This is a genomic window from Pseudomonas multiresinivorans (assembly GCF_012971725.1).
Classification (GTDB): domain Bacteria; phylum Pseudomonadota; class Gammaproteobacteria; order Pseudomonadales; family Pseudomonadaceae; genus Pseudomonas; species Pseudomonas multiresinivorans.
The window spans coordinates 2,131,805-2,157,162 of record NZ_CP048833.1 but is presented as its reverse complement, the minus strand read 5'-3'; the positions used below and the strand labels follow the sequence as shown (position 1 = coordinate 2,157,162).

Here is a 25,358-nt window from a genome sequence, read left to right as displayed (position 1 = left end):
GGGCTCGCCCACCCATGCTGGTTTCGCTTCAGGCACTGCGGGCACTGGCCGCCTGGCTGGTGGTGTTCCATCACTTCATGCAGGTGTTCTTCGATTTCCGCGCCGACAGCCTCGGCGGCAGATTGCTCTCCACCCGCGGCCAGGTCGGCGTCGACATCTTCTTCGTCCTCAGCGGCTTCGTGATCCACCTTTCCAGCGCCGGCCGGCCGATGTCGCCGCTGACTTTCCTGGTCCAGCGCCTGGCCCGCGTCGCCCCGGCCTACTGGCTGTACACGGCGATCACCGCGCTGATCATCTACGCCTTCGCCGATGTGATGCCGGTCTACGGCGTCGGCGGCAAGTCGCTGCTGCTGTCCATGCTGTTCATCCCCAGCGAGAACCCCGGCGGCTTCGGCAAGTATCCGGTGCTACCGGTGGGCTGGACGCTGAACTTCGAGATGCTCTTCTACGGCCTGTTCGCCCTCTCCTTCCTGGTCGCCGAACGCTGGCGTCCCTGGCTGGTGACCGCACTGGTGCTGCTGGTGGCGCAGGTGCTGGCGCGCGAGCCATGGGTCAGCAACTTCTATCGCAACCCGATCATCTTCGAGTTCCTCCTCGGCCTGTGCCTCGCGGCGCTGTACCGGCGTGGCTGGCTGAACTGGCCGCGACCGCTGGCGCTGGCGACAGCCGCCATGGCAGTGACGACCATCGCGCTGTTCCCTGCCGACCATCCCTGGCGCCTGCTGACCTGGGGCCTGCCCGCCGCCGCACTGCTCGCCGCCTGCGTGGCGCTGGAACCGCTGTTCGAGCGCAACCGGGTGCTGCATGCGCTGGGCGACTGGTCCTATTCGGTCTACCTGCTGCACGTGATCGTGCTCTGGCTGGCCGCGTACTGGCTGCATGAACGGCTGGGCCTGACGCCCTACCAGACGCTGGGCATCAGCGTACCAGCCATCCTGTTGCTGTCCTGGCTGAGCTACGAATGGGTTGAACGGAAGATGGCCCGCCAGGTGCGCACGGCCTATGCCCGCCTGGCCGAGCCGCTGGCCGCCAGGCGCGCTCAGACCGGATCGCTGTAGACCAGACGGTTGCGCCCCTCGGCCTTGCCGCGATACAGGCGACGGTCAGTGCAGCGGTAGAGTTCGTCCGCATCCAGCCCGTCGCCCGGCCATTCGGCGAGGCCGAAAGTGGCTGAAATCGGGATACGCTGGCCGTGGTACATCAGCGGCGCCTCGTCGATATCCCGGCGCAGGGATTCCACCAGCGGCCTGGCGTCGAAGCGGTCGGTGAAGGGCAGCAACAGGCCGAACTCCTCGCCGCCCAGCCGGCCGATCAGGTCGGTGGCGCGCAGGCGGTGGCGCAGGCGACTGCACAGGTGCTGCAGGGCCTTGTCTCCGGCGTCGTGGCCCCACTGGTCGTTGATGTTCTTGAAGTGGTCGACGTCCAGCACCACCAGCACCAGGCGCGTCTCGTACCGCGCCGCCTCCTGGATGCAACGACGCAACGCACGCTGAAAACTCTCGCGGCTGGCCACGCCAGTCAGTGCGTCGGTCAGCGCCAGGTTCCGCAGCTGCTTGTAGGCGGCGGCGCGACGTTCCTCGTACACGTGCATGAAGGCGATCACCAGCACGCCACAGAAGATGCCATTGCCGATGTCGATCAGGCCCGGGGCATCCAGGCGCAAGCGATTGGCGTGCAGGTACATCACCGTGGCGATCAGCATGAACGGCACGGCGAGCAGGAAGCCGCGCCACTTGCCCAGCAGCAGGTAAGCCATCACCGGCATCAGGTAGACCCAGACGAAGGCCGATGCCGAAGCGTTGGGCATGATGATGATGTAGAGGATGAAGCAGAAGGTCGGCAGCAGGTAGGCGATGATCCAGGGCACCAGGCGCGTTACCCGCTTGAGCCGCTGCGTGGCCCACAGCAGCAGGCCACAGGTGGCCAGTTCGGCGCCGGCCAGCCAGTAGTTGCCGGCGAAGCACTGGAGAATCGAGAACAATCCCAGCGTCGCGCCGGTACAGGTAAAGATCAACCGCATCAGCAGACGATGGTCTGCTTCCTCCAGGCCGGTCGGTCCGGCGCTGGACTCGAACAGATGGTCGGGATCGCTGTTGCGGTGCATCGCCCTGCTCCTTGGCTCAACCGCCCGGCGGGTCGGCCTCGATGGCGGCGGCCGAGCACTCCAGCCCGGCTCACGTTTGCTGAAGACTACTCCAAATTCCTACAACGCGTTGCCAAGCCGACGGAAACCAGCCGGATGGGCTAGCCTAGGCTGCATTGTCCATGGAGGAAATCTATGCGTTCGATTCTTGCCGTCCTGTCCGTGCTCGCGCTTTCCGGTTGTGCCTCGTACCAGAACGACGAGGTCCATCCCGTCCCCACCGACCGCCTGCTGGCCTACCAGCAACCCGGCAAGGACAGCGTCAAGGTCGACGTCACCCGCGACATCGGCTATCTCGGCGGCGGCTGCTACGTCGCCATCACCATCGACCACGAAATAGCCGCGCGCATCGGCAAGGGCGAGTCGGCCAGCTTCCACGTGCCAGCAGGCAAGCACGTGGTCGGCATCATCGGCGACAAGGACGGCGAAGGCCTGTGCAGCAAGGCCATGCTGCGCCGCGAACTGCTGGTGCCGCTCGAACCGGGCGGCAACAACACCTTCCGCATCGTCAGCGACAACCGCACCGGTTTCGACATCAAGCCCGCCGTCGAATAACCCCCTGGCGCGCCTCAGCCGTTCAGACGGGCAACGAGGCGCGCCTGCAGCTTCTCCAGTTCACCCGCCTCGGCCTTGTTCGCCGCGTGGATGCCCAGGCCCTCGCCGGCATAGCGCGGGACGATGTGCACGTGGATGTGAAACACCGTCTGCCCGGCGGGCGCGCCGTTGAACTGGGCGACCTGCACGCCATCGGGATTGAGCTCTTCGACGATCACGCCGGTCAGGCGCTGCACCACACGCATCACCTTGGCCAAGGCGTCGGGGTCGACTTCGAGGATATTGCGCGCTGGAGAATTCTTCGGAATCACCAGGGCATGGCCGTAGGACTGCGGGAACAGGTCGAGGAAGGCGAGCACGTCGTCGTCCTCGTACAGCTTGTAGCAGGGAGCCTCGCCACGAATGATCTGGGCGAAGATGTTCTGCGAATCGTAGGTGCCGTGCAGGCTCATGGTGGGTTCCTTCTCCGGTGACTATGGGGCCGCACCTTACCTTTTTGTCGCGCGCGGGTCATGACCGGTCGCTTCCGGAGGTCTATCCTGAGGCCTTCCGCTGCCTTCCCCAGTGACCTGACCGGAGTATGCATGTCAGACCTTTCCGCGTTCCCCATCACCCATAAATGGCCCGCCGAACACCCTGACCGCCTGCAGCTGTACTCGCTGCCCACGCCCAATGGCGTGAAGGTGTCGATCATGCTGGAAGAACTGGGCCTGCCCTACGAGCCGCACCTGGTCAGCTTCGAACGCAACGACCAGATGTCCCCCGAATTCCTCTCGCTCAACCCGAACAACAAGATCCCGGCGATCCTCGACCCCAACGGCCCGGACGGCCAGCCGCTGGCGCTGTTCGAGTCCGGCGCGATCCTGGTCTACCTCGCCGACAAGACCGACTCGCTGCTCGCCCCCGGCGCCAGCGGCCGCTACGAGACACTGCAGTGGCTGATGTTCCAGATGGGCGGGATCGGCCCGATGTTCGGCCAGATCGGCTTCTTCAACAAATTCGCCGGCAAGGACTACGAGGACAAGCGCCCACTGCAGCGCTACGTCGGCGAAGCCAAGCGCCTGCTGGCCGTGCTCGACCAGCGCCTGGAAGGCCGCGACTGGATCATGGGCGAGCGCTACACCATCGCCGACATCGCCACCTTCCCGTGGATTCGCAACCTGGTAGGTTTCTACGAGGCGGGCGAGCTGGTCGGTTTCGAGAACTTCCAGAACGTGAAGCGCGTGCTGGAGCGCTTCCTCGCGCGGCCAGCGGTGCAGCGTGGGCTGAGCATTCCAAAACGGGACTAACGGTTCACTCCTTGTAGGAGCGAGCTTGCTCGCGAACCATTTCCCGGCAGTTCTGAAGCTGGGCGGGTTCGCGAGCAAGCTCGCTCCTACAAAAAGCCTGAGCGTCAGGCCTCGACCTGGCTCCACTGCTTCGACAAGCGCTTGTCCGACACCGGAATCTTCGTTCCCAGCTGCTGGGCGAACAGCGAGACGCGGTACTCCTCCAGCATCCAGCGATAGAGCACCAGCTCCGGGTCGCGCTTGCCTTCCTGGGCGTGCTTGGCCAGGCGCGCCGAGTACTGTTCCCAGTAGCCGGCCATCTCACCACTCCACACGCGGTCGCGCTGGACCTGACCGGCGACCTTGTCGAGGCGCTGTTCCACGGCCTTGAGGTAGCGCGGGATTTCCTTCAGCCACTCCAGCGGCGTGTCACGCGCGAAGCCGGGGTAGACCAGCTTGGCCAGTTGCCCCTTCACATCGTTCAGAGGCACCGTCATGGCCAGGTCGACCTTGCCCTTGAAGCGCTTCTGCAAGCCATGCCAGAGCTTGAGGATTTCCAGGGTCAGGCGGGCGATGCGCTCGGCGTGCTCGGTCCAGGCGCCGCGCTTCTTCTCGGCCAGTGACGCGAGCCCGGCACCATCGCGCGGCAGATTGGTTTCCCCTTCGAGAATGGCGCTGTCCAGGCTGGCCAGCAGGATGTCTTCGACCAGCGACTCGACGCGGCCCAGCTCGCGGTAGAGCAGGCCCATGTCGGTCTGCCCTGGCAGCTTGCTGCGCAAGAATTTGGCCGGCTCGGCGAGCTGTTGCAGCAGTAGCCGCTGCAGGGCGCGGCGGTGCTGATAGTCGGCCTCGGCCTGGGTCGGGAAACGGTTTTCCTTCACCACGCCGGCCTCTTCCACCAGCGCCGGATAGACCGTCATCGACAACCCGGCGATCTTCTGCTGGACCTTCTCCGCCACTCCAGCGAAGCCCTTGGCTTCCACCGGCTTCTGCGGCTTGTCCGCCTGTGGGATCGCCAGCGCAGCCTGGCTGGCCTCGGCGAAGCGTGCGGTCAGTTCCGCCAGATCGCGACCTTCGCCGAGGAACTTGCCCCGGGCGTCGACCACTTCAATGTTCATTCGCAGGTGGCTTTCCACCTGCGTTTCGGCCTCCGCCCAGGCCTCTTCCGGCACGCGGCTGCCGGTCATGCGCTGCAGCTCGCGACCGAGAGATTCGGACAGCGCGCCCTCGGCGAAGACAATCTTGCCCAGCGCGGCGCGGACGAAGTCCGGCACCGGCACGAAGTTCTTGCGGATGGCCTTTGGCAGGCTGCGCACCAGCTCGATGCACTTGGCTTCCAGCAGGCCCGGCACCAGCCATTCCAGGCGCTCGGCGGGTAGTTGCGGCAACAGTGGCGCCGGCACGCGCAGGGTCACGCCGTCGCGCACGTGGCCCGGCTCGAAATGGTAGGTCAGCGGCAACTGCAGCTCACCCAGTTGCAGGCGGTCCGGGTAGAGGCCGGCGGTGACTTCGCTGGCATCGCGGGCGAGAACATCTTCCTCGCGCATGATCAGCAGGTCCGGTTTTGCCTTGTGCTCGCGCTCGTACCATTTCTCGAAGCTGGCGGACTGGTAGATATCTGCCGGCAGGCGCTCGTCGTAGTAGGCGAACAGGGTTTCCTCGTCGGCGAGGATGTCGCGCCGGCGTGCCTTGGCTTCCAGTTCGTCGAGCTTCTCCAGCAACTGGCGGTTGGCCGACAGGCACTTGGCGCGGCTGTTGATCTCGCCGCGCACCAGCGCCTCGCGGATGAACATCTCGCGGGACACCGGCGCATCGATCGGGCCGTAGTGCACAGCGCGGCGACCAATGATGATCAGGCCATACAGGGTGACCTGCTCGTAGGCCACCACCTGGCCGCGGCGTTTCTCCCAGTGCGGTTCCAGGTAGTTTTTCTTCACCAGATGCCCGGCCAGCGGTTCCAGCCAGTCCGGCTCGATCTTCGCGACCATGCGGGCGAACAGCTTGGTGGTCTCCACCAGTTCGGCGGCCATGATCCACTGCGGCTTCTTGCGGCCGATCACGCTGGAGGGATGAATCCAGAAGCGCCGCTGGCGCGCGCCGAGGTAGTCGCCCTCCTCCGCCTTCTGGCCGATCTGGCTGAGCAGGCCGGAGAGGATCGCCTTGTGCACGGCGGCGTAATCGATGTCGCGCTGCTTCGCGTCCGCGGACTGGCCGTCCTTGTAGGAGCGAGCTTGCTCGCGAACCGGTTTCGCGCCTTTATCGACGGCGGGCTGAGGGCCTTTATTGCTCTGGGGTTTCGCAGTGTTGGGCTGTTCGCGAGCAAGCTCGCTGCTACGAGAAGCATCTGGCTTCGTGAAGGGCAACTGCAATTCCTTGCAGATCAACGTCAGTTGGCGGTGCGCATCGCGCCACTCGCGCAGCCGCAGGTAATTCAGGAAATTCTTCCGGCACCAGTTGCGCAGCGGGTTGGAGCCCAGCGCCTGGCGCTGTTCTTCGAAGCCGCGCCAGAGGTTGATCAGCGCAGCGAAGTCCGAGTCCGGGTCCTTCCACTGCGCGTGGGCCTGGTCGGCGGCCTGCTGGCGATCCATCGGCCGCTCGCGCGGGTCCTGCACGGATAGCGCGCTGGCCACGGTGAGCACTTCAGGCAAGCTGCCCAGTTGTGCCGCTTCCAGCAGCATGCGGCCCAGGCGCGGGTCGATGGGCAGGCGCGCGAGCTGGCGGCCCAGCGGCGTGAGCTGGCCCTCGCGGTTCACTGCCGAGAGTTCCTGCAGCAGGGTGAAGCCATCGTTGATGGCCTTGCCATCCGGCGGCTCGATAAAGGGGAAGGCTTCGATGTCGCCCAGGCGCAGATGCAGCATCTGCAGGATCACCGCCGCGAGGTTGGTGCGCAGGATTTCCGGATCGGTGAAGGCCGGGCGGCCGTTGAAATCTTCCTCGCTGTACAGGCGCACGCAGATGCCCGGCTCGACCCGGCCGCAACGGCCCTTGCGCTGGTTGGCGCTGGCCTGCGAAACGGCCTCGATGGGCAGGCGCTGGACCTTGGCGCGGTAGCTGTAGCGGCTGATGCGCGCGGTGCCGCTATCGATCACGTAACGGATACCCGGTACTGTCAGCGAGGTTTCGGCGACGTTGGTGGCGAGCACGATCTTGCGCCCCGGCATGGGCGCGAAGATCTTCTGCTGCTCGGCCGGCGTCAGGCGCGCATACAGCGGCAACACTTCGGTGTGCCGGAGGTTGGCCTTGCGCAGCATGTCGGCGGCGTCGCGGATTTCACGCTCGCCGGGGAGGAACACCAGCACGTCGCCGGGGCGCTTGCCGATCTCGCGTTCGTGGGCGGCGATCTCGTCCAGCGCGCGGAGAATGCCCTGGTCCACGGAGAGATCATCGAACAGCGCCTCGCCGTCCTCGTCCACTTCCGCCGCCAGCGGGCGGTACCAGGTTTCCACCGGGTAGGTGCGGCCCGAGACCTCGACGATCGGCGCGTCGCCGAAATGCTTGGAGAAACGCTCCAGATCGATGGTCGCCGAGGTGATGATCAGCTTGAGGTCGGGGCGCCGCGGCAGCAGCGTCTTCAGGAAGCCGAGCAGGAAGTCGATGTTCAGGCTGCGTTCGTGGGCTTCGTCGACGATGATCGTGTCGTAGCGTTCCAGGTAGCGGTCGTGCTGGGTCTCGGCCAGCAGGATGCCGTCGGTCATCAGCTTGATCAGCGTGCTTTCGTCGCTCTGGTCCTCGAAGCGCACCTGGTAGCCGACCAGCGAGCCCAGCGGCGTACCGATCTCCTCGGCGACACGGGTGGCCACGCTACGCGCGGCCAGCCGGCGCGGCTGGGTGTGGCCGATCAGGCCGTGGGTGCCGCGACCCAGCTCCAGGCAGATCTTCGGCAGCTGCGTGGTCTTGCCCGAACCGGTCTCACCGGCGATCACCACCACCTGGCTCTTTTCCAGTGCAGCCTTGATCTCGTCGCGTTTGGCGGCAATCGGCAGGCTGTCGTCGTAGCGAATCTTCGGAATGCTCGCGCGGCGCGCCTCGACCTTGGCGCAGGAGGCCTGGAAGCGCTCGGCCCACTGGGCGAGCTTGGCGTCGTCGGGGTGCTTGCGCAGTTCGTGGAGCTGCCGGCGCAGGCGATGGCGGTCGCGGATCAGCGCATGGTCCATGCGCTGCAGGAGCTGTTCGGGAGTCGGCGTGGTTTCTGGGGTCATCGGCTTCGCTGGCGTATGCGCGGGAAGCGGCGCAGCGCAAACGAGCGGGGCCGGTCCCGGAAAATGGGCTGTCATGGCGACAATCCGGGGATTGTCGCAGAGGACCGGCAAGGGCCGCCACGCCGAATGCGTCGCGGCCTGGATTGGCGGGGCGTTGCGCCCCGCCCGGATCAGATGCGGAACTGCCCCACAAGCTGGCGCAGGCGTTCGCCCAGGCCGTTCAGCTCGGTCGCCGTACGCGCACCCTTGGCTGCATCGTCCGCCACGCTCTCCACGCCGCCGGCGATCTGGTGCACGCTGCGGTTGATCTCCTCGGCCACGGCGGTCTGCTCCTCGGCGGCACTGGCGATCTGCGCGTTCATCGAGTTGATGGTGCCGATCAACTGGGCGATGGCATCCAGCGACTGGCCGGCCTGGTTGGCCTGGCCACGGGTACGCTCGGCCATGTCGCTGGCGCGCTGCATGGCACTGACCGAGCCTTCGGTGGTGCCACGCAGGCGGTCGATCATCTGCTGGATCTCCCCGGTGCTCTGCTGGGTGCGGCTGGCCAGGGCGCGGACTTCGTCGGCGACCACGGCAAAGCCACGCCCGGCCTCACCGGCGCGGGCCGCTTCGATGGCGGCGTTGAGCGCCAGCAGGTTGGTCTGCTCGGCGATGGAGCGGATCACTTCGAGCACCCCGACGATGCCCTGCACGTCCTGGCGCAGGGTGTCGAGGGAATCGCTGCTGCTGCGCACCTCGCCGGCCAGGTCGTTGATCTGCGCCACGCACAGGTCCACCTCGCGCTTGGCGGCCTGGCCCTCGCGGTCGGTCTGCTGTGCGGCATCGGCAGCCTGCTGTGCGCTGCGCGCCACTTCCTGGGCGGCAGCGGTCATCTCGTTGATGGCGGTGGCAACCTGGTCGGTCTCGTGGCGCTGGCCATCCATCGCCCGTTCAGAGCGCTGCGCCTGCTGAGCCACGTCGCCCACCAGCCCGGACAACTGATTGGTGGTGCCGGCCACCTGCTGCACCAGCACGTGGATCTTCTCGACGAAGCGGTTGAAGGAGCCGGCCAGTTCGCCCAGCTCGTCATGACGGCCCAAGTTAAGGCGATGGGTCAAGTTGCCGTCACCGGCGGCCATGTCGTCGAGGTTGTCGCGCACCTGCACTATAGGCTGGACGATGGTGCGGCTGAACAGACCGGCGAGCAGGCTGATCACTACCACCAGCGCCAGGGCCGCGCCGCCCATGAGCAGCAGCAGGTTGTCGATCTTGGCATCGAAGGCGGCGCCGGCTTCCTTCACTTCGCGCTCGACGTCATCGAGGTTCAGCGAGGTGCCGAACACCAGGTTCCACTTGGGCAGGAAGTGGGCGTAACCGATCTTCGGCACGATGGTATTGCCACCCGGCAGGGTGAAGCTGTAGCGCACGTAATGCTGGCCGCTCTGCCCCGCCGCCACCAGTTCGCGGATGGCGTAGACGCCGTTGGGATCGCGGTAGCCGCTGAAGTCTTCGCCCAGGCGCTCGTCGCTGGTGCCCTGGAAGACGCGGACGGAGCGGGTGTCGTAGCCCCAGAAGTAGCCGCCCTTGCCGTATTCGAGTCGCTTGAGGATCGCTATGCCCTGCTCACGCGCCTGGGCATCGCCCTGGGCAGCAGCCTGGTAAGCCGGGCCGACGGCGGCCAGCGCCACATCGACGAAATTCTTCAGCTGGGCTTCGCGATCCTGGGTCAGGTTCTCGCGGATCTGCGCTTCCTGCTGCGTCGCCAGCTGCTTCAGTGCGACGGTGGCGATGGCGCACAACAGCAGGGTGAGGATCAGGATCGGCACAATGGCCAGGAGCAGGACCTTGGCGCGCAAACGGAGGGCAGTATTCAAGGCGTTCACCTCAGGCGGATAAGGGACATGGCTTCCTTGCCCCATCAAAAAACCCGCCTTGCGGCGGGTTTCTTGTATATCGGCTTAAGCCCTGATCTTCTTGAGCTCTTCGTCGCGCAATTCGCGGCGCAGGATCTTGCCGACGTTGGTGGTCGGCAGGCTGTCGCGGAACTCCACGGACTTGGGACGCTTGTAGCCGGTGAGGTTGTCGTGCATGTGCTGCATGACCTGCTCCTTGGTCAGCGTGACGCCCGGCTTGGACACCACGAAGACCTTGATCGCCTCGCCGGACTTCTCGTCCGGGATGCCGATGGCGGCGCACTGCAGCACGCCCGGCAGGGTGGCGAGCACGTCTTCCAGCTCGTTGGGGTACACGTTGAAGCCCGACACCAGGATCATGTCCTTCTTGCGGTCGACGATACGCATGTAGCCGTCTTCCTGGATGATCGCGATGTCGCCGGTACGCAGCCAGCCGTCCTTGTCGAGGATCTCGTCGGTGGCTTCCTGGCGCTGCCAGTAGCCTTTCATCACCTGCGGGCCCTTGACGCACAGTTCGCCACGCTCGCCCAGCGGCAGGTCCTGGCCGTCATCGCTGATGACCTTGCACTGGGTCGACGGAACCGGGATGCCAATGGTGCCGATCTGGATGTTCTGGAACGGGTTCACCGACACCACAGGGCTGGTCTCGGTCATGCCGTAGCCTTCGCAGATGGCGCAGCCGGTGACGTCCTTCCAGCGCTCGGCAGCGGCCTGTTGCAGGGCCATGCCGCCGGAGAGGGTCAGCTTCAGCGCGGAAAAGTCCAGCTTGCGGAAGCCTTCGTTGTTGCACAGGCCGACGAACAGGGTGTTCAGGCCGACGAAGCCGGTGAACTTCCACTGCGACAGCTCCTTGACCATGCTGGCCAGGTCGCGCGGGTTGGTCACCAGGATGTTGTGGTTGCCGGTAAGCATCATCGCCATGCAATGGAAGGTGAAGGCGTAGATGTGGTACAGCGGCAGCGGGGTGATGAGGATCTCGCAACCTTCATTGAGGTTGGCGCCCATCAGTGCCTTGCACTGCAGCATGTTGGCGACCAGGTTGCGGTGGGTCAGCATCGCGCCCTTGGCCACGCCGGTGGTGCCACCGGTGTACTGCAGCACGGCGACGTCGTCGTTGTGCGGCGAGACTTCCTTCACCGCCTTGCCACGGCCTTTGGCCAGGACGTCGGTGAGTTTCTGCGCGTTGGGGATGTTGTAGGCCGGGACCATCTTCTTGATGTTCTTGACCACAAAATTGACGATGAAGCGCTTGAGCGGCGGCAGCATGTCACCCACTTCGGTGACGATGACGTTGCGGATGCCGGTCTTGGGCAGCACTTCCTCGGCCAGGTGCGCCATGTTCGCCAGGCACACCAGCGCCTTGGCGCCGGAGTCGTTGAACTGGTGCTCCATTTCCCGCGCGGTATACAGCGGGTTGGTGTTGACCACGACCAGGCCAGCGCGCATGGCGCCGAAGACCACGACCGGGTACTGGAGCACGTTGGGCAGTTGCACGGCGATGCGGTCGCCGGGCTTGAGATCGGTGTTCTGTTGCAGGTAGGCGGCGAAGTCCCCGGAGAGCTTGTACATCTCGCCGTAGGTCAGGGTCTTGCCCAGGTTGCTGAAGGCAGGCTTGTCTGCAAAACGTTGGCAGGATTCTTTGAGTACCGCGAGGATGTTCGGGTACTGGTCAGCGTTGATCTCGGCAGCGATCCCCACTGGGTATTTGTCCTTCCAGAAATTGTCGGTCATGGAAGCCCACTCCTAAGCAACAGCTCATCTTTACCGCGTACGCGGTTCTTTGTTGTGTTTATGTCGCTTTCCCCCGGCTCGGGGAGCGAAAAGCGGGCCGAGATTATCAGCTTTGGGAAACAGCGACCAGCACCAAACACAGCCTTGTCCGTAAGAAAAATGACCAAAGACAGGCTTTCCGGTCACCAACCTCCCATTCGTCGGAAAAGCCCGTCCCAGAAGGCTCGCAGCCTTGTTGGATTGTCTGACAAAGTAGATTTCAGGGAAATGAAACCGGAAAAAAGACCGGTAGCTGGCGGTCAAATCAGCCTTCGTTACTGGGCATATCATCGGAGTTCGAGCCGACGATTTCGCACCGTTCCAGGCCTCGCCCCCGACTCCCAGGAAAGAACAAAGGCATGCGTCGCGGTATCCGGATCGGTGAAAACTTCATCCGCCTGGGAACGGCGAAATCACCTTCCGGGAATGATCTACCTCAACACCCGCCGGGTGCGGATCACGCAGAGTGCAATTGCACTCTCCTGGAGAACCCTCATGTTTCCTGAATACCGTGAAAAAATTACCCGCCTCAAAGCCGAGGATCCGCATTTCGCCAAGCTCTTCCATAGCCACAACGATCTCGACCAGGAGATCAAGAACATGGAAGCCGGCATCACCCCTGCATCGCACGACACCATCGAGTCGCTGAAGAAGCAGAAACTGCAGCTCAAGGACGATCTCTACGAGATTCTGCGCAAGAAGGACGGCTGCTGTGGCGGCTGTGGTGGTTGACTAGCGCTGGCCGACAACCAGCCATAAAAAAAGGGGGCTGATCCTGGATCAGCCCCCTTTTTCATTCACGCTCGCCTCAGGCGGTTTCGCGCAGCTCCCGACGCAGGATCTTGCCCACCGGGGTCATCGGCAGGGCGTCCTTGAGCACGATGTGCTTGGGCACCTTGTAGCCGGTGAAGTTTTCCTTGCAGTAGGCCTTGAGCTCCTCGACGGTCACGCCGCCTTCGCGGGCCACGACGAACAGTTTCACCGCCTCGCCGGATTTCTCGTCCGGCACGCCAACCGCCGCGCAGTTGGCGACTTTCGGGTGGGCCATGACCACGTCCTCGATCTCGTTGGGGTAGACGTTGAAGCCGGAGACGATGATCAGGTCCTTCTTGCGGTCGACGATGCGGGTGAAGCCGTCCGGGTCGATCACGGCGATGTCGCCAGTGCGCAGCCAGCCGTCGGCGTCCAGCACCTCGGCGGTGGCCTCTTCGCGCTGCCAGTAACCCTTCATCACCTGCGGCCCCTTCACGCACAGCTCGCCACGCTCGCCCAGGCCGACGTCGTTGCCGTCGTCATCGATCACCTTCAGCGCGGTGCCCGGCACCGGGATGCCGACAGTGCCCAGGCGGGCCTGGTCGCCGTAGGGGTTGGTGCTGACCACCGGGGAGGTCTCGGTGAGGCCGTAGCCTTCGACCACGGTGCAACCGGTCATGGCCTTCCAGCGCTCGGCGGTGGCGGTGACCAGCGCGGTGCCGCCGGAGTTGGTGACCTTCAGGTTGGAGAAGTCCAGCTCCTTGAATTCGGGGCGGTCCATCAGGGCGACGAACAGGGTGTTCAGGCCCAGCAGCGCGGAGAAGCGCCACTTCTTCAGTTCCTTGATGAAACCGGGGATATCGCGCGGGTTGCTGATCAGCACGTTGTGGTTGCCGTTGACCATCATGCACATGCAGTTCGCGGTGAAGGCATAGATGTGGTACAGCGGCAGCGGCGCGATCATCACCTCGTTGCCGACCTGCATCAGCGGCTTGCCGTCCGGCCCGTGCTGCTGCAAACAGGCATGCACCTGCTGCATGTTCGCCACCAGGTTGCCGTGGGTGAGCATGGCGCCCTTGGCCACGCCGGTGGTACCGCCGGTGTACTGCAGCACCGCGATGTCTTCCAGGCCGACCTTGACCGGTTGCAGGCCGTGGCCGCGGCCTTGGCGCAAGGCCGATTTGAAGGAGACGGCCTGGGGCAGGTTGTACTCCGGCACCATCTTCTTCACGTGCTTGACCACGGTGTTGACCAGCAGGCCCTTGAGCGTCGGCTGCAGGTCGCCCATCTGCGCTTCGATCAGGTACTCGATGCCCGTGTCGGGCAGCACTTCCTGCACCAGCTTGCCGAACAGGTTCACGTAGACCAGCGCGCGGGCGCCGGAATCCTTGAACTGGTGGCGCATCTCGCGAGCGGTGTAGAGCGGGTTGGTGTTGACCACGATGAGGCCGGCGCGCAGGGCGCCGAACACGGCGATGGGGTATTGCAGGATGTTCGGCATCTGCACGGCGATACGGTCGCCGGGCTTGAGGTCGGTGTGCTTCTGCAGGTACGCGCCGAAGGCGGCGGACAGGCGATCCAGCTCGGCGTAGGTCAGGGTCACGCCCATGTTGCTGAAGGCCGGGCGGTCGGCGAACTTCTTGCAGGAGCGTTCGAAGACTTCCACCACCGATTTGTAGGCGGTCAGATCAATGTCGCTGGGCACGCCGGCCGGGCGTTTGTCGTTCCAGAAATCAGGTTGCATTTATTCTTGTCCTCGTACCTGAACGAAACCGAACCGTCATTGCGGTCATTCGACGGAAGCTAGCAGTTCCTTTGGTCATCGCAAAGACTCCAGGCGGCGTCATAGACTGCGTGAATCTTGCTCCACCATCCCGGCATGGCGCGGGATAGAGCCGGCGGCCGCCTGGGACGGGACTTGCACGACAATGACCGGGAGCCATCGGCAATCCATACAGAAGATGTCCCGGCGTGGCAGAATCGCCCCGTCTGGCCCGCTCCATGGCCCCATTCCAATAAGAATCGACGAACAAGAAGCAGGATGGACCCCATGCCCTACGCCGCCTACTGGCTCGCCGCCAGCGACGAGACACCGCTCTACACCCGCCACTGGGCGCCGGAAGGCCCGTCCCGCGGCGCCCTGATGCTCTCCCACGGCATGGCCGAGCACGCCGGACGCTACGAGCGCCTGGGACTGGCGCTGAACGCCGCCGGCTATCACCTCTATGCCATCGACCAGCGCGGCCACGGCCGCACCGCCGAGAACGGCGAGCTGGGCCATTACGCCGACCGCGGCGGCTGGGGCAAGGTGATCGGCGACCTGCACACGCTCAACCAGCATGTGCGCGAGGAACACCCGGACCTGCCGATCATCCTGCTCGGCCACAGCATGGGCAGCTACATCGGCAGCGCCTACCTGCTGCAGCACAGCGCCAGCGTGAAGGCGGCGGTGCTGTCCGGCTCCAATTACCAGCCGGTCGCACTGTACAAAAGCGCCCGCGCCATCGCCCGCTTCGAACGCTGGCGCCAGGGCCCGCTGGGGCAAAGCGCGCTGATCGACTTCCTGTCCTTCGGCTCGTTCAACAAGGCCTTCAAGCCAAACCGTACGGCCTTCGACTGGCTCAGCCGCGACCCCGTCGAAGTCGACAAGTATGTCGCCGACCCGCTCTGCGGCTTCCGCTGCAGCAACCAGCTGTGGGTGGATCTGCTCGGCGGCCTGGCCGACATCACTCCGCTGGAGCATCTGTCGCGCATCCGCAACGACCTGCCCGTGCTGGTGATCGGCGGCGAACGCGACCCGGTCAGCCAGGGCAAGCGCCTGCGCGATCTCGCCCAGGCGATGACCCGCGCCGGGGTTCGTGACGTCCAACTGAAGATTTATCCCGACGCTCGCCACGAGTTGTTCAACGAGAGCAACCGCGACGAGGTCATCCACAACCTGATCGACTGGCTGGGCGTGCAGTGCCCGGTCCCGCAGGTCGAGAAATCCGAGGAGCCCCTATGACTTCCGTGCAGAACGTCCCCTATGAAGAACTCGAAGTCGGCCAGAAGGCCAACTTCAAGCGCAGCGTCGGCGAGCGCGACATCCAGCTGTTCGCCGAGGTCTCCGGCGACCGCAACCCGGTGCACCTGGACGCCGACTACGCCGCCACCACCCAGTTCAAGGAACGCATCGCCCACGGCATGCTCACCGGCGCGCTGATCAGCGCGGCGATCGCCACCACCCTGCCCGGCCCGGGCACCATCTACCTCGGCCAGAACCTGACGTTCACCCGCCCGGTGAAGCTCGGTGACGAACTGACGGTGGAACTGGAAGTACTGGAAAAGCTGCCGAAGAACCGCGTGCGCATCGGCACCGTGGTGCTCAACCAGGACGGCAAGGCCGTGGTGAAAGGCGAAGCTGAAGTGATGGCGCCCGCTGAGAAGCTCAATATCGAACTGCCAGTCCTGCCGCCGATCACCATCGGCTGATGCAAACTCCGGGGCCGGCCATCCGGTCCCGGAAACTTGTATACAGTTTTCCCCTCGACTACCCTGCCCCCGTCACCTCACATCCATCCGGGATAACCGAAGGCTTCGTGCCCGAAACCCCTCACCGGGAATCGGAGCCGCCATGGACCTTCGACTGCTATTGCTGTCCCTTTGCACCTTCGCCGCGGGCCTCGCCGAGGCCATCCTCACCGGCATCCTGCCCTCTCTCGCCGACGACCTGCACGTCTCCCTCAGCCTCGCCGGCCAGCTCACCAGCCTGTTTTCCCTGAGTTTCGCCATCGCCGCCCCCTTGCTCGGCTGGCTGACCCGTGGCGCCGATTGCCGGCGGCTGCTGTTCATCACCCTGCTGGTGTTCGCCGCATTCAATGCTGGCGCCGCGCTGAGTCCCGGCTACGTCTCGCTGTTGCTGATGCGCATCGGCATGGCCGCGTGCTGTGGGTTGCTGATCATGCAGGCCAGCCTGCTGGCGGTGGAGCTGGCGCCGCCGGGCCAGCGCGGGCGTGCCATTGGCCTGATTTTCATGGGCATCAGCGGCTCGCTGGTGTTCGGCGTACCGGCCGGCGTACTGGTCAACGACTGGTTCGGCTGGCGCTGGATCTTCGCCGCCATCGCCCTTTACTCGCTGCCACTGGCCGCCCTGCTGCTGCTCGCCCTGCCCCGCCGCGCGCTGGAGAGCCCGGCCAATGGGGCGGCGTACAAGCGCCAGCTGCGCAGCCCGGCGCTGAACCTCGCGCAACTGGTGTCGATTCTTCTGTTGGGCGGGCACTTCACCCTGTTCGCCTACATCACGCCCTGGTTCCAGCAGGTCGCCGGGATCACTGACAGTCAGAGCATTGCGCTGACACTTTTACTGATCGGCCTTGCGGCCATCGGCGGCGGCTATCTGGGTGGCTGGCTGAGCGACCGGCTCGGCCATCGCCGCGCGCTGATCGTGGTGCCGGTGCTGTTCGCCCTGGCGATGACGGCGATCCCGCTGAGCCTCGGGCATCCGTGGCTGCTGCTCGGCGCACTGATGGTCTGGAGCACCATCAGCTGGATGATTTCGCCGGCGGTGCAGAGCTACCTGCTGGCCAGCGACCCGGCCAGCGGCAGCGCCGGTGTGGCGCTCAATACCTCGGCGATGCACCTGGGCGTGGCCCTCGGCGCGGCGCTGGGCGGCGCGGTGATCAGCCTGGCCGGCATCGTCTGGACGCCCTGGGTCGGCGTCAGCCTGGTGGCTGCGTCGGTACTGTGCGCGGCGCTGTCCTGCTGGTTCGGGCGCGAACCGCAGGCGGCGGGGCTCAGCGCTCCTTCACGGTGACGCTGGCAGTCATCCCGGCGCTCAGGTGCACGCCCTCGGGCACCTTGTCCAGGCGGATGCGCACCGGGATGCGCTGGGCCAGGCGCACCCAGTTGAAGGTCGGCTCGACGTTGGCCAGCAACTGGCTGTCGGGGATCGCGTTGCGGTCGGTGATGCCGCTGCTGATGCTTTCCACCGTGCCGTCGATGGCGATGTCGCCACTCATCAACACCACCTGCGCCGGCTGGCCGATACGGATGCCGGGCAGCTTGGTTTCTTCGAAGTAAGCGGTGACGTAGAAGGACTTCTGATCCACCAGCGCCATCACCGGCTGGCCGGCCTGGGCGTAGTTGCCCTGGGCCAGGCGCAGGTTGGTGACCTGGCCGTCGCGCGGGGCGCGCATCTCGCTGCGGGTCAGGTTGAGCTGCGCCAGCCGGACCTGGGCCTGGGCCTCGTCGAACTCGCTCTTGGCGATGGCGGCGTTGATCTGCGCGGTTTCCTTGTCCTCGGCACTGATCGCGGCGATGCCCAGCTTGTTGCGCCGCGAGGCTTCGCTCAGGCGCAGGCGGTATTGCTGCTGGCGCGTCTCGGCCACGGCCTTGGCCTGCTCCAGGTTGGCGGCGTAGCGCTCGTGGTCGATGCGCATGATCAGGTCGCCGGCCTTGACCTGCTGGTTGTCCTGCACGGCGAGGTCGGTTACCCAGCCGGAAACGTCCGGGGCGATCACCACTACATCCGCGCGCACCCGCGCATCGCGAGTCCAGGGCGAGAGCATGTAGTAGCGCCATAGCCAGGTACCGGCCATGACGGCGGCAATGACCAGGACGATGGTGACAGCTACGCGAAGGTATCCGCGCATACAGCTTCTCCTCTCAAGGCGCCGTACTCAGCACCCAGGTAATGGAACAAAGAATCAGCACGAACAACGCGCAGTCGAACAGCGCCTCGTGCCAGATCCAACGCCCGAAGGGGGTGGCCTGCAACAGCAGGCGCAACAGCGCAGTCAGGCCCAGGGCCATCAGTGCATAGATGAACAGCGGGCTGATGTAGACGCCGCCCCAGCCGATCTCATGCAGTCCCATTGGCGTCCTCCAGACGGCACCACTGGCGCCAGGTATGACGCAATTGGGCGAGCGCCGCACGGGCCAGGCGGTTGGGTTCGTTGTCGCCCTCAAGATCCTGGGCCAGGGCCTCCTCCAGCGGCGGGCAAAGACTTTCCAGGCGCTGCTCGCGCCCCGCACCCGGGCCCTTTTCCAGCACACTGCCCAGGGCGCCGAGGAACTGGTCGCGACGCTTGCGCAATTGCCCCTGGGCACCGTTGAGGCAGGCGCGCATGTGGATCAGTTCGTTGCCCAGGTCCAGCGCCAGCAAGCCATCCTGCCAGCGTTTCTGCTCTTCCCTAGGCAACAGGGTGTAGTGCCGTGCCAGGCGGATCAGGCGATCGGCCATGCGCCCGCCGAACCAGTTCTCGGCTTCCGCCAGCGGCCGCCGGGTCAGGCGCCCGAGGTCCTCGCAGGTGGCCTGGATCAAGCGGCGATTGAGCCAGTCCGCCGGCAAGGTCAGCAGGCGGAACACCAGCACCGCGAAGCCCACGCCGATGACGATGCCCTGGGCGGAATTGAGCAGGTTGGCCAGGTCGTACTTCATCACGTTGCTCGGCGCCACCAGGGTGATGAAGTGGATCGAAAAGGATGTCGCCGTGCCCGCCAGCGCCGGCGTGGCCATGCCCAGCAAGGCGAAGAACAGCGGCACGCCCAACGCCAGGCAGAGCAGCGGGAAGCCGTTCCACTGCGGCAACAGCCACTGACTGACGACGGCCGCCGCGGGGATCGCGTAAAGGATGCCGCGCAGGAAGCCCAGGCCGATGGTGACGGCGTTGTCACGGTTGGCGAACAGGCTGCAGATCACCGCCGCCAGCAGCATGCCGCCGGTGGCTGCCGGCCAGGCGGTGGCCATCCAGAAGGCCGACATGCCCAGCAGCGCCAGCGCGCTGCGCAGGCCGTAGAACAGTGCCATCAGCCCGTCGCGGTGCCAGGACAGGGTACCGGTTGCAACGTCGTCGATCCGACCGTCTGCCACCGCACGCATGGTCATTTCCGAGTTCAACGCCTTGAGCAGCAGCAAGGAGCAGCGAGTCAGGCAGTAACGCAGGTCGTTGGAGTAGTTTTCATCCAGCCCGGCCTCCTGCAGGCGCTCCTGCAACGAACGCATCGCGTCGACCTGCGGGTTTTCCAGGGTGGCACGCAACTCCTCGAACCAGGGTTGCAGCCGCGCGCGGTCCTCGGCGTCCAGCACGCTGCGCTGCCGGGCCACGCCCCGTGCAGTGCGCAGCAGACTGAGCAGGTCGCGGGAAAGAATCCGCAGCGCACGCGAACGCATCCGCCCGCGGTAGCCTTCGAACCAGGCATGGTCGCGTTGCACATCGACCTCGACGATCTTGCCCAGTGCCTGCAGCAGGCCCTTGATCTGCCGCGCGTCCGCATCGATCTCGCTACGCGCGGCCTGCATGCCGGTGAGCCAGGTAGCGTGGGCCTGCTTGTCCAGGTTGGCTTCGACGCGGCGCGGCCAGAGGATGGCGCTGATCGCCGAGGCGCAGAGGATCCCCAGGCAGATTTCCGTGCTGCGCGCCACCGCCTGGTCGAACACTTCCAGAGGGTGACTGATCGCCGGCAGGCAGATGATCGCCACGGTGTAGCCCGACAGCACGAAGGCATAGGACACATGGTTGCGCAGGCTGGTGGAGGCGGCCGTGCAGAGCCCGAGCCAGAGCGAGATGGCCAGCAGGAACAGCCAGGGCGTCTGGGCGAACAATGCCATCATCACCACCGACATGGCGGTGCCGACAAGGGTACCGATCAGGCGGAACAGCCCTTTGGCCACCACCATGCCCGACAGCGGCTGGGAGACGATGAACACGGTCATCAGCGCCCACTGCGGCTGTTCAAGGTCGAAGCGGAAGGCGCACCAGAGCGCCAGGCCACCGGCCAGGAGGGTCTTAATCGCGAATTTCAGCGCCAGCGTATCCGGCGCGAGGAATGCCTGCAGCGTAGGTCGCACGCGGTCTCTCGAAAGGGTCCGGGTCTATCGCTTAAAGATAGCCGGCAAAGAGGATGACGTAATCGTTGCTGATCATATTATTAGCAAGCTAACAATATGTCATCCCGACTTTCGTCGAGGCAAAAAAAACGGGCGACCTAAGTCGCCCGAAGTGCCTTGCGTGCTCTGTGTATCTGTAAGGATCAGCTCTTCTTGTGGCTGTCCTTCCAGATGAAAATTCCGACCCCGCCGAAGAAAACAACCATCAGTCCGACGGTAAGGATGCCTGCTAGAACCACTTCGTCGATGAACATGATGCTGGCCTCCTGTTGCCTACATCGTCTGGGGATGTGTGCAGATTACCGGCGACCGGGCGGGGCCAATTGACCTGGATCAATGGTCGACAAGGCGCTTTCCGGGGAGGCCCGGAGCACTGACGCAGGTCAAGTTTCGGAGGGGACAGGGTGCGGCGGGAAGCCGCGCAGAGCGGGGGTTTGCGGGTAAAGCGAGGGGGTAGAGGCGAAGAAACTCAGCGCTTCTTCGGCTTGCTCTTGCCCTTCTTGCGCGACTTGCCCAGCGGCAGCGCCTGCTCGAAGGCCTTGCGTACATCCTGCAGGCGCTTTTCGTGCACGTCGTGGATGCGCTTGTCGCGCTCGGCGGTGAAGTCGATCAGCTTGTCGTCGTTGCTCATGGCAGGGCATGCACCAGGCGGAAAGTCAGATTCAGGCGCGGCGCGACCGGACGGCGCGTCTTGGCGACCTGATGTTGCCAATAATGCTGTGTCGCGCCGGACATGACCAGCAGCGAACCGTCGGACAGCTCGATGGAATGTTCGATTGTGTTTCGTCCCTTGCGCCGCAGGTCGAAGCGCCGCGTGCCTCCCAGGTTCAACGAGGCCACCACTGGATTACGCCCGAGTTCGGGCTCGTCGTCGCTGTGCCAGCCCATGGAATCCTGGCCATCGCGGTAGTAGTTGAGCAGCACACCATTGAAGCGCTGCCCGGCCGCCGCCTCCACCGCGGCACGAATCTCCGCCAGTAGCGGCGTCCAGGGCAGCGGCGCGTGGGTCAGGCCGGAATAGGTATAGAAGGCCTCGGGATCGCCGTACCAATTGACCAGGCGCGGAACCGGGTAGTCGCGACCGTGCAGATGGACGAGCGGTTGCTCCCAGGGCGTCTCGGCCAGCAACTGCGCCAGCCAGCGGGCGGCACGCTGCGGCGGGCACCAGTCGGGAGTCAGGCGCAGCTCTGCATCGGGCAGCAGGATCGGGGCGTCGTCGAACAGCATGGAAGGCTCGGGGATTCAGCGATGGGCAGAGTCTACTCCCCCGGGAAGTCAGACCTCGACATCGATCCACAGTCCCTTGCGCGGCGCGGCCTGTACACCTTCACCCAACTCCTCGACTTCTTCCAGCTCCTCCAGCGCCTCGCCCTCGAGCGTGCCGTCGGCCTGCTCGCGACGCTTGCGTCGGCGCTGGTACTCGTCCTTGAGCGCCTGCTCGTCCGGTCGGCGCTCCAACTCCACGCCAGCGTTGCCGGCACTGGGCGCAGGCGGAGTCACCGGGGTGACATCCGGTCGCGGCCTGGGCACGTCCTGCTGGGCAGTGACGGGGGCAAAATGGGTCGGTACAAGTGGCAGCATCGGGATGCTCCTGCGCCGAAGCTCAGTGGGAAGTCCTCTGGTCAGGCTATCGGCGCAAGCGCTAGAGACTTGAGCCCGCCTCGCTACACTTTCTTCGATTCGCGATGAATCTGCCGTGAAACCCGGCACCTGCCGGCGGCCCCAGCGACATTTCGGACGACCGGAGGCGTCGATCGCCATCGCTGAACGCTGCGCGTTCCGGTACCATAGCCGGCTTTTTTTGGGAGGTGTCCATGGCGCAGTATCAACCCGGTCAACGCTGGATCAGTGACAGTGAAGCGGAACTTGGGCTGGGGACCATCCTCGCTCTGGACGGCCGCATGCTCACGGTGCTCTATCCGGCTACCGGTGATACCCGCCAGTACGCCGAGCGCAACGCGCCGCTGACCCGCGTGCGCTTCGCCCCGGGCGATCAGATCACCCACTTCGAAGGCTGGAAGATGACCGTCCGCGAAGTGGACGAGATCGACGGCCTGCTGATCTACCACGGCATCACCGCGCAGAACGAGCAGCACACCGTCCCGGAAACCCAGCTGTCGAACTTCATCCAGTTCCGCCTGGCCAGCGACCGCCTGTTCGCCGGGCAGATCGACCCGATGTCCTGGTTCGGCCTGCGCTATCACACCCTGGAACACCGCACCCGCCTGCTACAGTCCTCGCTCTGGGGCCTGGGCGGCGCCCGCGCGCAACCCATCGCGCACCAGCTGCACATCGCCCGCGAAGTCGCCGACCGCATGGCGCCGCGCGTTCTACTGGCCGACGAAGTGGGCCTGGGCAAGACCATCGAAGCGGGCCTGGTGATCCATCGTCAACTGCTCTCCGGCCGTGCCAGCCGCGTACTGATCCTGGTGCCGGAGAACCTGCAGCACCAGTGGCTGGTGGAAATGCGCCGGCGCTTCAACCTGGAAGTCGCGCTGTTCGACCGCGAGCGTTTCGTCGAGAGCGATGCCAGCAATCCCTTCGAGGACACCCAGCTGGCCCTGGTGGCGCTGGAATGGCTGCGCGAGGACGAGAAGGCCCAGGACGCGCTGTTCGCTGCCGAATGGGACCTGCTGGTGGTCGACGAGGCCCACCATCTCGTGTGGCACCCGGAGCAGGCCAGCCCGGAATACCAGTTGGTCGAGCAACTCTCCCAGGTCATCCCCGGCGTGCTGCTGCTCACCGCGACCCCGGAACAGCTCGGCCTGGACAGCCACTTCGCCCGCCTGCGCCTGCTCGACCCGGACCGTTTCCACGACCTGGAAGCCTTCCGCAGCGAAAGCAGCCAGTACCGCCCGGTGGCCGAAGCGGTGCAGGAGCTGGTCGACCAGGGCACTCTCTCCCCTGCCGCGCGCCAGGCCATCCACGGTTTCCTCGGCAGCGAAGGCGACGAACTGCTGGCCAGCGTCGAGGGCGGCAACGAAGAATCCCGTGCCCGTCTGGTGCGCGAGCTGCTCGACCGCCATGGCACCGGCCGCGTGCTGTTCCGCAACACCCGCGCCGCCGTGCAGGGTTTCCCGGAACGTCAGCTGCATCCTTACGTACTGACCAACCCGATCGAGTACATGGAACTACCGCTGGGCGAGCACCCGGACTTGTACCCGGAAGTGAGCTTCCAGGCGCAGGCCGACGACGGCGACGAGAACAACCGCTGGTGGCGCTTCGACCCGCGCGTCGAGTGGCTGATCGACACCCTGAAGATGCTCAAGCAGTACAAGGTGCTGGTGATCTGCGCCCACGCCGAGACCGCCATGGACCTGGGCGATGCCCTGCGTCTGAAGTCGGGCATTCCGGCCACCGTGTTCCATGAAGGCATGAGCATCCTCGAACGCGACCGCGCCGCTGCCTACTTCGCCGATGAGGAATTCGGCGCCCAGGTGCTGGTCTGCTCGGAAATCGGCAGCGAAGGCCGCAACTTCCAGTTCGCCCACCATCTGGTGCTGTTCGACCTGCCGGCCCACCCGGATCAGTTGGAACAGCGCATCGGCCGCCTGGACCGGATCGGCCAGAAGCACACCATCCAGATCCACGTCCCGCACCTGGAAAACAGCCCGCAGGAACGCCTGTTCCAGTGGTACCACCAGGCGCTGAACGCCTTCCTCAACACCTGCCCCACCGGCAACGCCCTGCAGCACCGCTTCGGCCCGCGCCTGGTGGAACTGCTGGACGGCGGCGACGATGACGCCTTCGAGGCCCTGCTGGCCGAAGGCACCGCTGCTCGCGAGGCGCTGGAAGCCGAAATGCACAACGGCCGCGACCGCCTGCTGGAGCTCAACTCCGGCGGCGCCGGCGAAGGCGAGGCGCTGGTGGAAGAGATCGAGGAACAGGACGACCAGTTCGCCCTGCCGATCTACATGGAGCGCCTGTTCGACACCTATGGCATCGACAGCGAGGATCACTCCGAGAACGCCCTGATCCTGCGCCCGAGCGAGAAGATGCTCGACGCCAGCTTCCCACTGGGCGACGACGAAGGCGTGACCGTCACCTACGACCGCGGCCAGGCCCTGGCCCGCGAAGACATGCAGTTCCTCACCTGGGAGCACCCCATGGTGCAGGGCGGCATGGACCTGGTGCTGTCCGGCTCGCTGGGCAATACCTCGGTGGCGCTGATCAAGAACAAGGCGCTCAAGCCCGGCACCGTGCTGCTGGAACTGCTGTTCGTCAGCGAGGCCGTGGCACCGCGCAAGCTGCAACTCGGCCGCTTCCTGCCGCCAGTGGCGCTGCGCTGCCTGATGGACGCCAACGGCAACGACCTGTCCTCGCGCGTGTCCTTCGACACCCTGAACGACCAGCTGGAAAGCGTGCCGCGCGCCAGCGCCAATAAGTTCGTGCAGGCCCAGCGCGACGTGCTGGCGAAGCAATTCTCCGTGGCCGAGACCAAGATCACCCCGCGCCATGCCGAGCGCGTGGAGCTGGCTCGCCAGCAGTTGAAAGCGACCCTGGACGAAGAACTGGCGCGCCTGACCGCGCTCAAGGCCGTCAACCCCAGCGTGCGTGACAGCGAGCTGGACGCCGTGCGCAAGCAGCGTGACGACAGCCTGGCGATGCTGGACAAGGCATCCCTGCGCCTGGAAGCGATCCGCGTGCTGGTCGCCGGCTGATCGCGGCAACGCTGAAATGAAGAAGCCGCCACCGGGCAACCGGTGGCGGCTTTTTTCATGGGCACCTGTCCATGCCAGCCTGTGTAGGAGCGGACTCCGTCCGCGATGTCGAATCGGCGGCTCCGTGGGCAAGACAAGCGCGTGGATGACACGATCACGGACAGAGTCCGCTCCTACGCCCCGTACCATAGAAACACCGCGTTACGCCGCTCTATTCCCGGCACGTTCGGGCACACCGACTACCATT

20 protein-coding genes and 2 pseudogenes are annotated in these 25,358 nt (G+C 65.2%); 8 read left to right on the top strand and 14 right to left on the bottom strand.

Features of this window, described 5'->3' with window-relative positions:
• The first annotated feature begins 14 nt into the window (after positions 1-14).
• On the top strand, positions 15-1,058 hold the full coding sequence (locus G4G71_RS09880; RefSeq protein ID WP_169937202.1) for an acyltransferase family protein: 1,044 nt from the start codon (positions 15-17) through the stop codon (positions 1,056-1,058).
• Here G4G71_RS09880 and G4G71_RS09875 read toward each other — a convergent pair.
• Positions 1,040-2,104 carry a GGDEF domain-containing protein gene (locus G4G71_RS09875; protein ID WP_169937200.1) on the bottom strand — a complete coding sequence of 355 codons (1,065 nt, stop codon included), beginning with the start codon at positions 2,102-2,104 and terminating at the stop codon, positions 1,040-1,042. The two genes, G4G71_RS09880 and G4G71_RS09875, sit on opposite strands and share 19 nt — an antisense overlap.
• A gap of 174 nt (positions 2,105-2,278) precedes the next feature.
• On the opposite strand from G4G71_RS09875, the gene G4G71_RS09870 reads away from it, so the two are divergent.
• Positions 2,279-2,698: a 3-isopropylmalate dehydratase gene (locus G4G71_RS09870; RefSeq protein ID WP_169937198.1), complete on the top strand. Its 420-nt coding sequence runs from the start codon at positions 2,279-2,281 to the stop codon at positions 2,696-2,698.
• Between the two features lie 14 nt (positions 2,699-2,712).
• Here the strand turns inward: G4G71_RS09870 and G4G71_RS09865 are convergent, their stop codons facing one another.
• The gene (locus G4G71_RS09865; protein WP_169937196.1) at positions 2,713-3,150 is read right to left on the bottom strand and encodes an HIT family protein; all 438 of its coding nucleotides are present in this window, start codon (positions 3,148-3,150) and stop codon (positions 2,713-2,715) included.
• Positions 3,151-3,282: 132 nt separating this feature from the next.
• Between G4G71_RS09865 and G4G71_RS09860 the strand changes: the two genes are divergently transcribed.
• Entirely contained in the window at positions 3,283-3,987 is a 705-nt protein-coding gene (locus G4G71_RS09860) for a glutathione binding-like protein (protein ID WP_169937194.1), read from the top strand.
• 104 nt (positions 3,988-4,091) lie between these two features.
• Here the strand turns inward: G4G71_RS09860 and hrpA are convergent, their stop codons facing one another.
• From hrpA to fadD1, 4 genes and pseudogenes are all read right to left on the bottom strand, one after another.
• Positions 4,092-8,165 (bottom strand): ATP-dependent RNA helicase HrpA, encoded by a 4,074-nt coding sequence (gene hrpA, locus G4G71_RS09855; RefSeq protein WP_169937191.1) that lies wholly within the window; start codon positions 8,163-8,165, stop codon positions 4,092-4,094.
• Between the two features lie 170 nt (positions 8,166-8,335).
• Positions 8,336-8,935 (bottom strand): annotated as a pseudogene (locus G4G71_RS30195) (methyl-accepting chemotaxis protein); the annotation flags it as partial.
• A gap of 306 nt (positions 8,936-9,241) precedes the next feature.
• Positions 9,242-10,066, bottom strand: a pseudogene (locus tag G4G71_RS30190) (cache domain-containing protein); the annotation flags it as partial.
• A 39-nt stretch (positions 10,067-10,105) separates the two neighbouring features.
• A complete protein-coding gene (gene fadD1 / locus G4G71_RS09845; protein WP_169937187.1) occupies positions 10,106-11,791 on the bottom strand; it encodes a long-chain-fatty-acid--CoA ligase FadD1 in 1,686 nt (561 codons plus the stop codon).
• A gap of 534 nt (positions 11,792-12,325) precedes the next feature.
• Here fadD1 and G4G71_RS09840 point away from each other — a divergent pair.
• Positions 12,326-12,562 carry an HP1242/YdcH family protein gene (locus G4G71_RS09840; RefSeq protein ID WP_054907419.1) on the top strand — a complete coding sequence of 79 codons (237 nt, stop codon included), beginning with the start codon at positions 12,326-12,328 and terminating at the stop codon, positions 12,560-12,562.
• 76 nt (positions 12,563-12,638) lie between these two features.
• On the opposite strand, the gene fadD2 is transcribed toward G4G71_RS09840, so the two are convergent.
• Positions 12,639-14,327 (bottom strand): long-chain-fatty-acid--CoA ligase FadD2, encoded by a 1,689-nt coding sequence (gene fadD2 / locus G4G71_RS09835; RefSeq protein WP_169937185.1) that lies wholly within the window; start codon positions 14,325-14,327, stop codon positions 12,639-12,641.
• Positions 14,328-14,633: 306 nt separating this feature from the next.
• On the opposite strand from fadD2, the gene G4G71_RS09830 reads away from it, so the two are divergent.
• From G4G71_RS09830 to G4G71_RS09820, 3 genes are all read left to right on the top strand, one after another.
• Positions 14,634-15,587 carry an alpha/beta hydrolase gene (locus tag G4G71_RS09830; protein ID WP_169937183.1) on the top strand — a complete coding sequence of 318 codons (954 nt, stop codon included), beginning with the start codon at positions 14,634-14,636 and terminating at the stop codon, positions 15,585-15,587.
• Positions 15,584-16,054, top strand: coding sequence for a MaoC family dehydratase (locus tag G4G71_RS09825; RefSeq protein WP_169937181.1), 471 nt, complete (start codon positions 15,584-15,586; stop codon positions 16,052-16,054). Before G4G71_RS09830 ends, G4G71_RS09825 begins: the two co-directional genes overlap by 4 nt.
• Positions 16,055-16,196: 142 nt before the next feature.
• On the top strand, positions 16,197-17,375 hold the full coding sequence (locus G4G71_RS09820) for an MFS transporter (RefSeq protein WP_169937179.1): 1,179 nt from the start codon (positions 16,197-16,199) through the stop codon (positions 17,373-17,375).
• On the opposite strand, the gene G4G71_RS09815 is transcribed toward G4G71_RS09820, so the two are convergent.
• From G4G71_RS09815 to G4G71_RS09790, 7 genes are all read right to left on the bottom strand, one after another.
• On the bottom strand, positions 17,356-18,213 hold the full coding sequence (locus G4G71_RS09815; protein ID WP_169937177.1) for an efflux RND transporter periplasmic adaptor subunit: 858 nt from the start codon (positions 18,211-18,213) through the stop codon (positions 17,356-17,358). The two genes, G4G71_RS09820 and G4G71_RS09815, sit on opposite strands and share 20 nt — an antisense overlap.
• Positions 18,214-18,226: 13 nt before the next feature.
• Complete coding sequence (locus G4G71_RS09810; protein WP_169937176.1) at positions 18,227-18,436, bottom strand: DUF1656 domain-containing protein; 210 nt, start codon at positions 18,434-18,436, stop codon at positions 18,227-18,229.
• Positions 18,423-20,411, bottom strand: a complete 1,989-nt coding sequence (locus G4G71_RS09805) for an FUSC family protein (RefSeq protein ID WP_169937174.1) — start codon at positions 20,409-20,411, stop codon at positions 18,423-18,425. The genes G4G71_RS09810 and G4G71_RS09805 overlap by 14 nt, the downstream gene beginning before the upstream one ends.
• A 182-nt stretch (positions 20,412-20,593) precedes the next feature.
• Positions 20,594-20,704, bottom strand: coding sequence for a cytochrome c oxidase subunit CcoM (gene ccoM, locus G4G71_RS30040; RefSeq protein WP_024764625.1), 111 nt, complete (start codon positions 20,702-20,704; stop codon positions 20,594-20,596).
• A 215-nt stretch (positions 20,705-20,919) separates the two neighbouring features.
• Positions 20,920-21,081: a hypothetical protein gene (locus tag G4G71_RS09800; RefSeq protein WP_089285726.1), complete on the bottom strand. Its 162-nt coding sequence runs from the start codon at positions 21,079-21,081 to the stop codon at positions 20,920-20,922.
• The gene (locus tag G4G71_RS09795) at positions 21,078-21,677 is read right to left on the bottom strand and encodes an alpha-ketoglutarate-dependent dioxygenase AlkB family protein (protein WP_169937172.1); all 600 of its coding nucleotides are present in this window, start codon (positions 21,675-21,677) and stop codon (positions 21,078-21,080) included. Before G4G71_RS09795 ends, G4G71_RS09800 begins: the two co-directional genes overlap by 4 nt.
• 48 nt (positions 21,678-21,725) lie before the next feature.
• The gene (locus G4G71_RS09790) at positions 21,726-22,031 is read right to left on the bottom strand and encodes an aspartate-semialdehyde dehydrogenase (RefSeq protein ID WP_169937170.1); all 306 of its coding nucleotides are present in this window, start codon (positions 22,029-22,031) and stop codon (positions 21,726-21,728) included.
• A 227-nt stretch (positions 22,032-22,258) separates the two neighbouring features.
• On the opposite strand from G4G71_RS09790, the gene rapA reads away from it, so the two are divergent.
• The gene (gene rapA / locus G4G71_RS09785; protein WP_169937168.1) at positions 22,259-25,111 is read left to right on the top strand and encodes an RNA polymerase-associated protein RapA; all 2,853 of its coding nucleotides are present in this window, start codon (positions 22,259-22,261) and stop codon (positions 25,109-25,111) included.
• Positions 25,112-25,358 lie beyond the last annotated feature (247 nt).

Bases quoted from the DNA above. Each gene is read 5' to 3' on its own strand.
- G4G71_RS09880 (WP_169937202.1), top strand. From the start codon at position 15: ATGCTGGTTTCGCTTCAGGCACTGCGGGCACTGGCCGCCTGGCTGGTG.
- G4G71_RS09875 (WP_169937200.1), bottom strand. From the start codon at position 2,104: ATGCACCGCAACAGCGATCCCGACCATCTGTTCGAGTCCAGCGCCGGA.
- G4G71_RS09870 (WP_169937198.1), top strand. From the start codon at position 2,279: ATGCGTTCGATTCTTGCCGTCCTGTCCGTGCTCGCGCTTTCCGGTTGT.
- G4G71_RS09865 (WP_169937196.1), bottom strand. From the start codon at position 3,150: ATGAGCCTGCACGGCACCTACGATTCGCAGAACATCTTCGCCCAGATC.
- G4G71_RS09860 (WP_169937194.1), top strand. From the start codon at position 3,283: ATGTCAGACCTTTCCGCGTTCCCCATCACCCATAAATGGCCCGCCGAA.
- hrpA (WP_169937191.1), bottom strand. From the start codon at position 8,165: ATGACCCCAGAAACCACGCCGACTCCCGAACAGCTCCTGCAGCGCATG.
- fadD1 (WP_169937187.1), bottom strand. From the start codon at position 11,791: ATGACCGACAATTTCTGGAAGGACAAATACCCAGTGGGGATCGCTGCC.
- G4G71_RS09840 (WP_054907419.1), top strand. From the start codon at position 12,326: ATGTTTCCTGAATACCGTGAAAAAATTACCCGCCTCAAAGCCGAGGAT.
- fadD2 (WP_169937185.1), bottom strand. From the start codon at position 14,327: ATGCAACCTGATTTCTGGAACGACAAACGCCCGGCCGGCGTGCCCAGC.
- G4G71_RS09830 (WP_169937183.1), top strand. From the start codon at position 14,634: ATGCCCTACGCCGCCTACTGGCTCGCCGCCAGCGACGAGACACCGCTC.
- G4G71_RS09825 (WP_169937181.1), top strand. From the start codon at position 15,584: ATGACTTCCGTGCAGAACGTCCCCTATGAAGAACTCGAAGTCGGCCAG.
- G4G71_RS09820 (WP_169937179.1), top strand. From the start codon at position 16,197: ATGGACCTTCGACTGCTATTGCTGTCCCTTTGCACCTTCGCCGCGGGC.
- G4G71_RS09815 (WP_169937177.1), bottom strand. From the start codon at position 18,213: ATGCGCGGATACCTTCGCGTAGCTGTCACCATCGTCCTGGTCATTGCC.
- G4G71_RS09810 (WP_169937176.1), bottom strand. From the start codon at position 18,436: ATGGGACTGCATGAGATCGGCTGGGGCGGCGTCTACATCAGCCCGCTG.
- ccoM (WP_024764625.1), bottom strand. From the start codon at position 20,704: ATGTTCATCGACGAAGTGGTTCTAGCAGGCATCCTTACCGTCGGACTG.
- G4G71_RS09800 (WP_089285726.1), bottom strand. From the start codon at position 21,081: ATGAGCAACGACGACAAGCTGATCGACTTCACCGCCGAGCGCGACAAG.
- G4G71_RS09795 (WP_169937172.1), bottom strand. From the start codon at position 21,677: ATGCTGTTCGACGACGCCCCGATCCTGCTGCCCGATGCAGAGCTGCGC.
- G4G71_RS09790 (WP_169937170.1), bottom strand. From the start codon at position 22,031: ATGCTGCCACTTGTACCGACCCATTTTGCCCCCGTCACTGCCCAGCAG.